Genomic DNA, 12,003 nt, shown 5'->3' with positions numbered 1-12,003 from the left:
CAGTTTCTGTCCGGCTGGGGTGTTACCCAGGCTGATTTCCAGGAAGTCGAAGAAGTAGTCGGCGGTCTCGGGGTCTGCCCTTGCCCGACTGGGACTCGATGGCGAGCAGGAAGTCCTCACCGTCGGACGGACCGATACGCAGCACGGTGTCCACGCGCCGCTCCAGCGGCCGGGCCTCCGTCACGTCCGTGGTGACGGCGTCCACCGTCGCCTTTTCGGGTAACGGCACACCCACGACTCCGAACACGGGAGTCAGGATCTCGGGCCGCTCCTGGAAGATGCGGTGCATGCCCTCATGAGCTGATGTGACCATGTGCGCAACCTAAGTGGATCAAGGGACGGGCTGTCCGGGCAATCAGGAGTCGTTCACTCTTGCGAGTGGCGAAAAAACGATCAGGCCGCCGCAGCCAGTTCGCACCACACGACCTTGCCCCGGTTCCCGCCCCTCGCCAGCGGCTGCCAGCCCCACAGGTCGGCACACGCCCGGACGAGCGCCAGCCCCCGCCCCTCCTCCACGTCGGCCACCCACTCAAGCGGCACGGGCGGCTCCGGCGGCTCGGGGTCGGCGTCCCACGCCCCGATCCGCAGCACTCCCGCGGACCAGCGCACCCTCAGGGCCGCCGGCCCCTTCGTGTGGCGTACCGCGTTGGAGACCAACTCGGTCGCGAGGAGTTCCGCGGTGTCGACCAGGCGGATCAGGCCGTGCATGGTGAGGATGAGACGGAGGGTGCGACGGCTGATGGTGACGGCGCGTAGGTCGTTGGGGATGTAGAGGCAGTACTCCCAGGGTTCCTGCACGTTTTCGGGCATGCGTCAGCTCCGTGTGAGGTGGAGGGGTTCGCGGGCGGCGTGCGGTGGCGTTGCCGCGGCCGTCGGGGCACGGCGAAGCGGTGCACTTCCGCAGCGTGTGTGTTGCGTCACTGACGGTAGGGCATAAATTTCAGTCCGTGCAAGCCGATCGCGTACTCTGGCGCCCGAACGAGTCGCCTCGCCAAGGCCGTTGAAGGAGACGCCGTGCCAGCAAGACGGCAACCCACAGCACGTCAGGTACGCCTGGGCGTCGAACTGCGGAGGCTGCGTGAGGCCGCAGGGCTCAAGGCGACCGAGGCAGCGAGCCTGCTGGGCGCGAGTTCCGTCCAGATGAGCCAGATCGAGTCCGGCATCTCAGGGGTGAGTGAGCAACGACTCCGCCAACTGGCGGCCCACTACGGCTGTACGGATGACGCGTTCATCGACGCCCTCGTGGTGATGGCGACCGACCGGACGCGCGACTGGTGGGAGGAGTACCGGAGGCTTCTGCCCGCATCGTTCCTCGATCTGGCCGAGTTGGAGCACCACGCCACCTTTCTGAAGGAGGTTGCGCTGCCTTATATCCCCGGCCTGCTTCAGACAGAGGACTACGCACGTGCGGTCTACTCCTTCAGGGTCCCCGAACTTCCGGAGGATCAGGTCGAATTGCGAGTCCGCCACCGGATGCAGCGCAAGGTGATCCTCGAAGGGCCCACCCCAGCGCCGTACGAAGCAGTCATCCACGAGACGGCCTTGCGCATCAGAGTCAGCGACCGCAAAGCAGCGCGAGCCCAACTCTCGTCTCTCCTGGAACTCTCGGAGGCGGAGCACATCGTCCTTCGCGTCGTCCCGTTCGACCTGGACGGCTTCGCAGGGGCGACCAGCACGATGAAATACGCGGGCGGCGCCGTTCCCAAGCTCGACACGGTGGTTCGAGACGCGCCCCACGGCACCGCGTTCATCGACTCGGAGACAGAACTCGGCTCCTTTCGAACACTCTTCCGTAAAGTGGAGGTCGTATCACTCGAACCGGATCAGTCCCGTGGCTTCATCCACAGGCTGACGAAGGAACTGTGAGGCCCACGATGACCATGACCGAGAACTGGCGGAAGTCCTCCCACTCAGGCCCCGGCGACGGCAACGACTGCGTAGAGATCGCGAACTCGCCCGCCCACGTGTCCATACGCGACTCCAAGACCCCCACCCGAGCCACCCTCTCCTTCCCGACCGCCGCCTTCGCCACCTTCGTCGAGGCCCTCAAAACCGAGTCCCCCCACCTCACAGCTCCCTGCTAGCCTGCGCAGGCTCGATCGCGCGCCCGGGGTGACCAGCCGGCGCGTCCGCAGTCGATGCGTATCCGAGAACGCCAGGGGGGCGGACGCATGAGCAGTACCAGTACGGCGTTCGAGCCGGTGACCGACCCGTTCGACGCGCTGCCCGAACTCGCCCCGCTGCGTACCGCCGCGCGGGCCGGTGACTGGGCGGCCACCCAGGTCTTCGTCAGCGGGCTCGACTCCGTCGACAAGGTGTCCTTCGCCGTCGGTCTCCTCGCCGACATCGACGGCACCGAGGAGTACCTGGAGAAGGCCGCCGCGGCCCTGCCCGGCAACCCGCTGCCGGCCACGCTGCTCGCCGAGCGGTACATCCGCATCGGCTGGGGCATCCGCAGCAGTGCTCGTGCCAAGCACGTCTCGCGGGAGCAGTTCGACCGGTTCCACGCCTGGCTGCGCAAGGCGGAGCAGTTGCTGATCGAGGTGTGCGCGGAGCAGCCCGCGTACGCCCCCGCCTGGAGCGCCCGGCTGCTGACGGCTCGCGGACTGGAGCTGGGCCAGTCCGAGGCCCGGCGCCGCTACGACCGGCTGTCGGCCCATCACCCGCACCACTTCCGTGCGCAGTCGCAGCTGCTGCAACAGCTCTGCCCGAAGTGGGGCGGCTCCTGGGAGGCCGCGCACGGCTTCGCCCAGGAGTGCGCGAGCGCCGCGCCGGACGGCTCGCACGCCGGGATCCTGGTCGCGGAGGCCCATATCGAACACTGGCTTGAACTGGACGGGAGCGAGGCGACGGCCTACCTGCGCGGCCTGCCCGTACGCGACGACCTGCGCCACGCCGCACAGGTGTCCGTGCTGCACCCGGACTACCGGCCGGGCTGGCACTGGATCACCGGGCACAGCGCCTTCGCCCTGGCGTTCTCGCTCGGCGGCCACCTGGAGGACGCCGCCCGGCACTTCGCCGCCCTGGGCAACACGGCCTCCAAGTCCTCCTGGCAGTACCTGGGCGACTGGAAGAGCCGGTTCGCGAAGTACCGCACGGCCGCACTGGCGACGCTCTGAGGGGGAGACGGACGGATGACCACGCACGACGCGACCATGAGACCCGAGGCCGCGGACCTCGCCGCCCTCGACGGCCTGGTCGCCCACACCACCGTCCAGGGCGTTCCCGTCCTGTACGCCCCGCGCGCCGGCGACATCACCGCCGGTCTCTTCTTCCGCGTGGGCCGTGCCGACGAGACCCTGGCCACGTCCGGCGTCACCCACCTCGTCGAGCACCTCGCCCTGCACCGCCTGGGCATGTCCGACGGCCACTACAACGGTGCCACGGCGAACGCGTACACCCTTTTCCACGTCACCGGCGGCGAGGACGAGGTCGTCGCCTACCTCAACGACGTCTGCGCGGCGCTGCGCGATCTGCCGCTGGACCGTCTGGAGACGGAGAAGGAGATCCTCCGCACCGAGGCAGCGAGCCGCGCGAACGGCGTCAACTCCCGGATACCGCTGTGGCGTTACGGCGCCCAGGGCTACGGCCTGTCCAGTTACGACGAACTCGGCACCTGGGGACTGACGGCCGAGCAGGTGCGGAACTGGGCCGAGACCCGCTTCACCCGGGACAACGCCGTGCTGTGGATCACCAGCGACCGGGTACCGGACGGACTGGACCTCACCCTGCCCACCGGCAGCCGCGTCCCGGCACCGGCCGCGACCAGTGCGCTGCCCGTCACGCCCGCCTACATCCGCGGCGACGACGGCCACGTCGTCCTCAACGCCGTACTGCGCCGCTCCACCGCGGCCGCCGTCTTCGCCGAGGTCCTCGGCCGCGCCCTCTTCCGGGACCTGCGCCAGGAGGGCGGCTACTCGTACACCGCCGAGGCCGACTACACACCGCGCGACGCCGACTTCGCCACCCTCACCGCGTACGCCGACGCGTTGCCCCAGAAGCAGGCCGCGGTCGTCGGCGGGGTCGTCGACACGCTCGCCCGCCTGCGTGCGGGCCGTGTCGAACAGGCGGAACTGGACTGGGCACGCGGCAAGATGCTCAAGCAGTACGAGACTCCCGACCTCGGCGCCGCACTGCTGCCGTCGTACGCGCTCAGCCTGCTGCTCGGCCACCGGATCCTCTCCCCCGAGCAGGTCAGGGCCGAGTTGGAGGCGGTCACGGTCGCGGACCTGCGTGAGGTCGCCCGCGCGGCATGGGACGACGGGCTGCTGCAGGTGCCCACCCGGGACGCCGACTGGGCGGGCTTCACACGCGCCCCGCAGTACTCGTCGTCCGCGGTCACCGGCACCCGTCACCCCGCGCTGGAGGACGACGGCGTCACCCTGGTCATCGGCACCGAGGGGGTGAGCCTGCTGCTGCCGGGCGGCCCGGTCACCGTGCGGTACGACGCCTGCGCCGCGATGACCACCCGCCCCGACGGGGCCCGCGTCCTGACCGGTCTCGACGGCTTCCGCGTGGCCGTGGAACCGACCCTGTTCCAGGAGGTCACGGCCGAGCGGATCGCGGCGCTCGACGCGGCCGTCCCCGCCGCCGCCGTCGTCCCCCTGCCGGCCCGGGACCCGGAACGGATCCCGCAGCCGCACAAGCGGGAGACAGCCGTGCGGACGGCCGGGGACGACGACGGCAGGAAGGCGGCACACCGGAGGTGGCCCGTCGGGCTGGTCCTCATGGTGGCGTTGGACGTGGTGTTCGGGCTGGGGCTCCTGTTCGCCGTCGTCCGCCTGTCCGACGCGCAGCATCCGGCGTGGAGCATCCTGGCCCGCGCGGTCCTGCCGGCCGCGGTGCTGTTCCGCTACACCCAGCGGGCGTACCGCCGCGCGCGGCCCGCCCGCGGCTGACTCAAGGAGCGCGGTCCCACCCCGGCCGGCGGGGCCGGGGTGGGACCCCAGGCGGTCTACTCCACCGTCACCGACTTGGCCAGGTTGCGCGGTTGGTCCACCTCGTTGCCCCGGGCGGTCGCCAGCTCGCAGGCGAACACCTGCAACGGCACCGTCGCGACCAGCGGCTGGAGCAGGGTCGGTGTCGCCGGGATGCTGACCAGGTGGTCGGCGTACGGGACGACCGCCTCGTCGCCCTCCTCGGCGATCACGATCGTGCGCGCACCCCGCGCCCGGATCTCCTGGATGTTGGAGACGATCTTGTCGTGCAGGACCGAGCGTCCGCGCGGCGAGGGCACCACCACGACCACCGGCAGGTCCTCCTCGATCAGCGCGATCGGCCCGTGCTTCAGCTCGCCCGCGGCGAAGCCCTCGGCGTGCATGTACGCCAGTTCCTTGAGCTTGAGGGCGCCTTCCAGGGCGACCGGGTAGCCGACATGCCGCCCCAGGAACAGCACCGTGTCCTTGCCGGCGAGGGAGCGCGCGAGCCGGCGTACCGGCTCCATGGTCTCCAGGACCCGCTCGACCTCGTCGGAGATCCTCGACAGATCGCGGATGACGACCTGGATCTCGTCGCCCCACTTGGTGCCGCGCACCTGGCCCAGATACAGGGCCACCAGGTAGCAGGCGACGAGCTGCGTCAGGAACGCCTTCGTGGACGCGACCGCGACTTCCGGCCCCGCATGCGTGTACAGGACCGCGTCCGACTCCCTCGGGATCGTGGAGCCGTTGGTGTTGCAGATCGCCAGCACCTTGGAGCCCTGCTCGCGGGCGTGGCGCAGGGCCATCAGGGTGTCCATGGTCTCGCCGGACTGGGAGACGGCGATGACGAGGGTGCGGGGGTCGAGGATGGGATCGCGGTAACGGAACTCGCTGGCCAGTTCCACCTCGCAGGGGATCCGCGTCCAGTGCTCGATGGCGTACTTCGCGATCAGCCCGGCGTGGAAGGCGGTCCCGCAGGCCACGATCACGACCTTGTCGACCTCGCGCAGTTCGGCGGGCGAGATCCGCAGCTCGTCCAGGCGCAGTGAGCCGGAGGGGTCGATACGGCCGAGGAGCGTGTCGGCGACCGCCTTGGGCTGCTCGGCGATCTCCTTGAGCATGAAGTAGTCGTAGCCGCCCTTCTCGGCGGCCGAGGCGTCCCAGTCGACGTGGTACGAGCGCACGTCTGCGGGCCGGCCGTCGAAGCCGGTGACCGTCACACCGTCGCGGCGCAGTTCCACGACCTGGTCCTGGCCCAGCTCGATCGCGGAGCGGGTGTGGGCGATGAACGCGGCCACGTCCGAGGCGAGGAACGCCTCGCCCTCGCCGACGCCGACCACGAGCGGCGAGTTGCGGCGTGCGCCCACGACCACGTCCGGGTCGTCGGCATGCACCGCGACCAGCGTGAACGCGCCCTCCAGCCGCCGGCACACCAGTCGCATCGACTCCGCGAGGTCCGCGGTCGCGGAGAACTCCTCGGCGAGCAGATGGGCGACGACCTCGGTGTCCGTCTCGGAGGTGAGGATGTGGCCCCGCTCCTCCAGCTCGGCGCGCAGCTGCGCGAAGTTCTCGATGATCCCGTTGTGCACGACGGCGACGCGGCCCGCGTTGTCGAGGTGCGGGTGCGCGTTCGGATCGTTCGGCGCGCCGTGGGTGGCCCACCGGGTGTGCCCGATGCCGGTGGTACCGGTCGGCAGCGGCCGGTCGACCAGCTCCTTCTCCAGGTTGACCAGCTTCCCCGCCTTCTTCGCGGCGGCCAGCCCACCGTCCGCGAGCACGGCGACGCCCGCCGAGTCGTAGCCCCGGTACTCCAGCCGCTTGAGTCCCGCCATGACCACGTCGAGGGCCGACTGCGACCCCACGTATCCCACGATTCCGCACATGATCCGCAGCCTACGGCCGGACAGCCGTCGATACCCGCCCACGCGTGCCCGAAATCGGAAATTCCCACCGGGGTACGAACGGTCCCCGCGGGGTTCCCTCGACCGCTCAGCCGAGCTCGGCGAGCAGGACCCCGACGATCCCCCCGCCTCGGGGGCGGTGCCGCCCTACGTGACGCACCCCACCCCGCCACCCCGTTCGAACTCCGTTAACAATGGACTGTGATCTCTCCGGTCTCCTCGATGCCCCGGAGCGCCCACCGGCCCAGGCCGGAGGCGACTCCCTACGTCGACCTCACCCGTACCGAGTGGAGTGCGCTGCGCGACAAGACGCCGCTGCCGCTGACCGCCGAGGAGGTGGAGAAGCTGCGCGGTCTCGGTGACGTCATCGACCTCGAAGAGGTGCGGGACATCTACCTCCCGCTGTCCCGGCTGCTCAATCTCTACATCGGCGCCACGGACGGCCTCCGCGGCGCCCTGAACACCTTCCTGGGGGAGCAGGGCTCCCAGTCGGGGACCCCGTTCGTGATAGGGGTGGCCGGCTCCGTCGCCGTCGGGAAGTCCACCGTGGCCCGTCTCCTCCAGGCCCTGCTGTCCCGCTGGCCGGAACACCCGCGCGTCGAACTGGTGACCACCGACGGTTTCCTGCTGCCCACCAAGGAACTGCAGGCCCGCGACCTGATGTCACGCAAGGGCTTCCCCGAGTCGTACGACCGCCGCGCGCTCACGCGTTTCGTCGCCGACATCAAGGCCGGCAAGGACGAGGTCACCGCGCCCGTCTACTCCCACCTGATCTACGACATCATCCCGGGCCGGAAGCTCACCGTGCGCCGCCCGGACATCCTGATCGTCGAGGGCCTGAACGTCCTCCAGCCCGCCCTGCCCGGCCAGGACGGCCGCACCCGGGTCGGTCTCGCGGACTACTTCGACTTCAGCGTGTACGTCGACGCCCGCACCGAGGACATCGAGCGGTGGTACCTCAGCCGGTTCCGCAAGCTGCGCGAGACCGCCTTCCAGGACCCGTCCTCGTACTTCCGCAAGTACACCCAGGTCGCCGAGGAGGAAGCCCTCGACTACGCCCGCACCATGTGGCGCACCATCAACAAGCCCAACCTGGTGGAGAACATCGCCCCCACCCGGGGCCGCGCCACCCTGGTGCTGCGCAAGGGCCCGGACCACAAGGTGCAGCGGCTGAGCCTGCGGAAACTGTGACGGCTACCCTGCGGGCATGCTGCATCTGCGCCTGATCACCCCGGCCGAGCGGACGGCGGAGGTGGTGCGCCTGATCGAGGGAACGATCGGCACCACGCACCTCGTCGTCCTGCCGGGTGCCGCCCGCAACCCCTTCGGGGACGTCGTGATGTGCGACGTGGCGCGCGAGGCCGCGGACGAACTCCTCGGCGCACTGCAGGAGCTGGACCTCGAGAGCACCGGCTCCATAGCCGTGGAGAACATCGACCTGTCGCTGTCCAAGCGGGCCGACAAGGCCGAGGCCGAGGCCCCGGGCGAGGGCGCTGACGCGGTGCTGTGGGAGCACTTGGCGGAGGCCACGCACGAGGAGTCGACGCTGTCGATCACGTACCTCGCGTTCCTCACGCTGGCCACGATGATCGCCGCCTGCGGTGTGGTGCTCGACAACGCGATCCTGATCGTGGGCGCGATGGCGGTGGGCCCGGAGTTCGGGCCGCTGGCGGGGATCGCCACGGCGCTGGTGCAGCGGGCGCCCCGGCTGGCGCTGCGCTCGCTGACCGCGCTGCTGGTGGGGTTCGCGGTGGCGATGCTGGTGACGGTCGGGTTCACGCACTTCATGGACGCGATCGACCTGTTCAGCCGGGGCGGGCTGGATGCCGCGCGCCCCAACACGAACTTCATCTACCGCCCCGACCCGTTCTCCTTCGTCGTGGCCGTCCTCGCCGGTGCCGCCGGCACCCTGTCCCTGACGTCGGCGAAGTCGGGCGCGTTGGTCGGCGTCGCCATCTCGGTGACCACGGTCCCGGCCGCGGCGAACGCCGCGGTGGCGTTCGCCTACGACGAGTACCGCCAGGCGTGGGGCTCCGCGGAACAACTGCTGCTGAACCTGCTGGGCATCGTGCTGGCGGGAACGCTCACGCTGCTGGCCCAGAAGTGGATCTGGGCCGGGCAGCGCGGACGGTCCCTCAGGACGAGGCGTCTGTAGGGCCGTGGCCGGAAGGGTTCCCCGGAAACCTCGCGGCGTCCGGTGCGGTGCATCGCAAGGCGGAGCATCGCCCGCGTACCGGATGCACTCGGGTGATGCGACGACGCGGCGAGGTGCCGCGCCGGGCGTCGCGAGCCGGTGAGCCCTTCCGGTCCCCGGTGAGCCCTTCCGGGCGCAGCACCGGTTAGCCGAGCGCCGACTTCACCGCGTCGGCCAGCCGCCCGGCGACCGACCGCGCCTGGTCGATGTCCGCGGCCTCGACCATGACCCGTACGAGGGGCTCCGTGCCCGACGGCCGCAGCAGCACGCGCCCGGTCGAGCCCAGCTCCCGCTCCGCCTCGGTCACGGCGGCGGCCAGGTCGGGGGACGAACCGACCCGGGACTTGTCCACGTCCGGCACGTTCACCAGCACCTGCGGCAACCGCTCCATCACGGAGGCCAGGTCCCGCAGCGTACGGCCGGTCTGGGCGACCCGCGCGGCCAGCAGCAGGCCGGTCAGCGTGCCGTCCCCGGTGGTGGCGTGGTCGAGGACGATGACGTGGCCGGACTGCTCGCCGCCGAGCGCGTAGCCCTTCTCCTTCATCTCCTCCAGCACGTACCGGTCGCCGACCGCTGTCTGCACGAGCTGGATGCCCTCGCGCTCCATGGCCAGCTTGAAGCCCAGGTTGGACATGACCGTCGCGACGACCGTGTCGGAGCGCAGCGCGGAGCGTTCCCGCATCGCCAGCGCGAGCACGGCGAGGATCTGGTCGCCGTCCACCTCCTCGCCGGTGTGGTCCACGGCGAGGCAGCGGTCGGCGTCGCCGTCGTGCGCGATGCCGAGGTCGGCCCCGTACTCGACGACGGCGGCCTTGAGCTTGCCCAGGTGGGTGGATCCGCAGCCGTCGTTGATGTTGAGGCCGTCCGGCTCCGCGCCGATGGTGACGATCTCGGCGCCCGCGCGCGCGAACGCCTCGGGCGAGACCCGGGAGGCGGCGCCGTGCGCCTCGTCGAGGACGATCCTCAGCCCTTCGAGACGGTTCGGCAGAACGCCCAGGAGATGGGCCACGTACTGGTCGAGGCCCTCGTCGTAGAAGGTCACACGGCCGACCCCGGCCCCGGTGGGCCGGTCCCAGGGGGCGCCGGTGCGGTGCTCCTCGTACACGGCCTCGATCTTGTCCTCCAGGTCGTCGGCGAGCTTGTGCCCGCCGCGGGCGAAGAACTTGATGCCGTTGTCGGGCATGGCGTTGTGGCTGGCGGACAGCATCACGCCGAGGTCCGCGCCGAGCGCGCCCGTCAGATGGGCGACGGCCGGGGTGGGCAGCACGCCGACCTGCAGCACGTCCACGCCTGCGCTGGCGAGACCGGCGACCACGGCGGCCTCCAGGAACTCCCCGGACGCACGCGGGTCCCGCCCGACCACCGCCTTCGGCTTGTGGCCCTCGAACGTGCCCGCCTCGGCCAGCACATGGGCCGCCGCGACGGACAGGCCGAGCGCCATCTCGGCTGTGAGATCCGCGTTGGCGACACCGCGCACGCCGTCCGTGCCGAAGAGTCGTCCCACTGTGCTGTCCTCCGAACTTGCTGCGAATGTGCGGCTCAGGCCGAGTGTCCGGACAGGGGCGGAATACGTGTGTCCTGCCGACGGAATCCCCCGTAGGCGTGATCCCGCTCCCGCACGTCCCACGAACATACGTCCTGTGGGCCCGTGTGCCGCCGACGTGTGTTCCGTGGATGTACGTCCCACCGGCCCACGCGCCCGCGACCCTGTCCTCTCATGGCTTCCCCGAAGCCCCTGCCAGGACTGTCGGGATTGCTCCATAAGCTCAAAAAGCCGGTGATAAGCACCGTCCCCCGTAAACGAACCGCCCCGGCGGCACGAAACGTGCTGCCGGGGCGATGCGTGCATGCGCACAGCAGGCAGAAGGTCGCCCGCCGTGACCAGCGGACGCGATTAGCGCTTGCTGTACTGCGGAGCCTTGCGGGCCTTCTTCAGACCGGCCTTCTTGCGCTCGACCGCACGGTCGTCACGACGCAGGAAGCCGGCCTTCTTCAGCGGACCGCGGTTGTTGTCGACGTCCGCCTCGTTCAGGGCGCGGGCGACACCGAGACGGAGCGCACCGGCCTGACCGGAGACGCCGCCACCCGCGATGCGGGCGATGACGTCGTAGCGGCCCTCGAGCTCGAGCACCTTGAAGGGCTCGTTGACCTCCTGCTGGTGCACCTTGTTCGGGAAGTAGTCCTCGAGCGCGCGCCCGTTGATCTTCCACTTGCCGGTGCCCGGGACGATCCGGACGCGGGCGATGGCGTTCTTGCGGCGGCCCAGGCCGGCGGCCGGCTGGGGCTCACCGAACCGGGAGGCGAGGGACTCGGAGGTGTACTCACCCTCCAGCGGGACCTCGGTCTCGGTGGTGTAGCTGTCGATGTCAAGCTCTTCGAGCGGCTGCTCGGCAGTGGTCTCGGCCACGATTCTCCTCAGATTCTCTTCAGTCTTAGGGGGTGGCCGGACTTACTGCGCGACCTGGGTGATCTCGAACGGCACCGGCTGCTGGGCAGCGTGCGGGTGCTGGTCACCCTTGTAGACCTTCAGCTTCGAGAGCATCTGACGGCCCAGGGAGTTCTTGGGGAGCATGCCCTTGACGGCCTTCTCGATGGCCTTCTCGGGGTTGTTCGCCAGCAGGTCGTCGTAGCGGATCGAGCGCAGACCACCCGGGTAGCCGGAGTGGCGGTACGCCATCTTCTGGGTCCGCTTGTTGCCGGACAGGTGGACCTTGTCCGCGTTGATGATGATGACGAAGTCACCCGCGTCCACGTGGGGCGCGTAGATGGGCTTGTGCTTGCCACGCAGCAGGGTGGCGGCGGTGGTGGCGAGACGGCCCAGGACGACGTCCTGCGCGTCGATGACGTGCCACTGACGCGTCACATCGCCGGGCTTGGGGCTGTACGTACGCACGGTTCGTAGCCTTCGCTTCTTCAGTGAGGTTCCTGACAAGGTCCCACCGAAGACGATCACGACAGCCCTGACCGCACAGCGGTGACGCAAGCCGCG

The 12,003-nt window shown here is 70.1% G+C and carries 12 protein-coding genes; 6 read left to right on the top strand and 6 right to left on the bottom strand.

Annotation, left to right across the window (positions count from 1 at the left end; translation table 11 throughout):
* Nucleotides 1-22 precede the first annotated feature (22 nt).
* Nucleotides 23-313 (bottom strand): hypothetical protein, encoded by a 291-nt coding sequence (locus tag AC5WS8_RS16230; protein ID WP_496104084.1) that lies wholly within the window; start codon nt 311-313, stop codon nt 23-25.
* 80 nt (nt 314-393) lie between these two features.
* Complete coding sequence (locus AC5WS8_RS16225) at nt 394-810, bottom strand: ATP-binding protein (RefSeq protein WP_496104083.1); 417 nt, start codon at nt 808-810, stop codon at nt 394-396.
* Nucleotides 811-1,014: 204 nt separating this feature from the next.
* On the opposite strand from AC5WS8_RS16225, the gene AC5WS8_RS16220 reads away from it, so the two are divergent.
* The 4 genes from AC5WS8_RS16220 (at nt 1,015) to AC5WS8_RS16205 (ending at nt 4,898) form a co-directional block, all read left to right on the top strand.
* A complete protein-coding gene (locus AC5WS8_RS16220; protein WP_496104082.1) occupies nt 1,015-1,866 on the top strand; it encodes a helix-turn-helix domain-containing protein in 852 nt (283 codons plus the stop codon).
* Nucleotides 1,867-1,874: 8 nt separating this feature from the next.
* The gene (locus AC5WS8_RS16215; protein ID WP_496104081.1) at nt 1,875-2,084 is read left to right on the top strand and encodes a DUF397 domain-containing protein; all 210 of its coding nucleotides are present in this window, start codon (nt 1,875-1,877) and stop codon (nt 2,082-2,084) included.
* A gap of 87 nt (nt 2,085-2,171) precedes the next feature.
* Nucleotides 2,172-3,119, top strand: a complete 948-nt coding sequence (locus AC5WS8_RS16210) for a hypothetical protein (RefSeq protein ID WP_496104080.1) — start codon at nt 2,172-2,174, stop codon at nt 3,117-3,119.
* 15 nt (nt 3,120-3,134) lie between these two features.
* Nucleotides 3,135-4,898: a M16 family metallopeptidase gene (locus tag AC5WS8_RS16205; RefSeq protein ID WP_496104079.1), complete on the top strand. Its 1,764-nt coding sequence runs from the start codon at nt 3,135-3,137 to the stop codon at nt 4,896-4,898.
* Between the two features lie 56 nt (nt 4,899-4,954).
* Here AC5WS8_RS16205 and glmS read toward each other — a convergent pair whose 3' ends face one another.
* A complete protein-coding gene (glmS, locus tag AC5WS8_RS16200) occupies nt 4,955-6,802 on the bottom strand; it encodes a glutamine--fructose-6-phosphate transaminase (isomerizing) (RefSeq protein WP_496104078.1) in 1,848 nt (615 codons plus the stop codon).
* Nucleotides 6,803-7,042: 240 nt separating this feature from the next.
* Here glmS and coaA point away from each other — a divergent pair, with 240 nt between their 5' ends.
* Together coaA and AC5WS8_RS16190 are read left to right on the top strand one after the other, a co-directional pair.
* The gene (coaA, locus tag AC5WS8_RS16195; RefSeq protein ID WP_496104077.1) at nt 7,043-8,011 is read left to right on the top strand and encodes a type I pantothenate kinase; all 969 of its coding nucleotides are present in this window, start codon (nt 7,043-7,045) and stop codon (nt 8,009-8,011) included.
* A gap of 16 nt (nt 8,012-8,027) precedes the next feature.
* The gene (locus AC5WS8_RS16190; RefSeq protein ID WP_496104076.1) at nt 8,028-8,975 is read left to right on the top strand and encodes a DUF389 domain-containing protein; all 948 of its coding nucleotides are present in this window, start codon (nt 8,028-8,030) and stop codon (nt 8,973-8,975) included.
* A gap of 184 nt (nt 8,976-9,159) precedes the next feature.
* Here the strand turns inward: AC5WS8_RS16190 and glmM are convergent, their stop codons facing one another.
* The 3 genes from glmM to rplM form a co-directional block, all read right to left on the bottom strand.
* Nucleotides 9,160-10,518 (bottom strand): phosphoglucosamine mutase, encoded by a 1,359-nt coding sequence (glmM, locus tag AC5WS8_RS16185; protein WP_496104075.1) that lies wholly within the window; start codon nt 10,516-10,518, stop codon nt 9,160-9,162.
* A gap of 390 nt (nt 10,519-10,908) precedes the next feature.
* The gene (gene rpsI, locus AC5WS8_RS16180) at nt 10,909-11,421 is read right to left on the bottom strand and encodes a 30S ribosomal protein S9 (protein WP_496104074.1); all 513 of its coding nucleotides are present in this window, start codon (nt 11,419-11,421) and stop codon (nt 10,909-10,911) included.
* A 42-nt stretch (nt 11,422-11,463) separates the two neighbouring features.
* Nucleotides 11,464-11,907: a 50S ribosomal protein L13 gene (gene rplM, locus AC5WS8_RS16175; RefSeq protein ID WP_200418844.1), complete on the bottom strand. Its 444-nt coding sequence runs from the start codon at nt 11,905-11,907 to the stop codon at nt 11,464-11,466.
* Nucleotides 11,908-12,003 lie beyond the last annotated feature (96 nt).

It is taken from the genome of Streptomyces sp. PTL18 (assembly GCF_059510295.1).
This window is presented reverse-complemented; position numbering and strand designations above follow the sequence as displayed.

Coding starts and splice junctions, on each gene's coding strand:
- AC5WS8_RS16230 (WP_496104084.1), bottom strand. CDS start 313: ATGGTCACATCAGCTCATGAGGGCATGCACCGCATCTTCCAGGAGCGG.
- AC5WS8_RS16225 (WP_496104083.1), bottom strand. CDS start 810: ATGCCCGAAAACGTGCAGGAACCCTGGGAGTACTGCCTCTACATCCCC.
- AC5WS8_RS16215 (WP_496104081.1), top strand. CDS start 1,875: ATGACCATGACCGAGAACTGGCGGAAGTCCTCCCACTCAGGCCCCGGC.
- AC5WS8_RS16210 (WP_496104080.1), top strand. CDS start 2,172: ATGAGCAGTACCAGTACGGCGTTCGAGCCGGTGACCGACCCGTTCGAC.
- AC5WS8_RS16205 (WP_496104079.1), top strand. CDS start 3,135: ATGACCACGCACGACGCGACCATGAGACCCGAGGCCGCGGACCTCGCC.
- glmS (WP_496104078.1), bottom strand. CDS start 6,802: ATGTGCGGAATCGTGGGATACGTGGGGTCGCAGTCGGCCCTCGACGTG.
- coaA (WP_496104077.1), top strand. CDS start 7,043: ATGCCCCGGAGCGCCCACCGGCCCAGGCCGGAGGCGACTCCCTACGTC.
- AC5WS8_RS16190 (WP_496104076.1), top strand. CDS start 8,028: ATGCTGCATCTGCGCCTGATCACCCCGGCCGAGCGGACGGCGGAGGTG.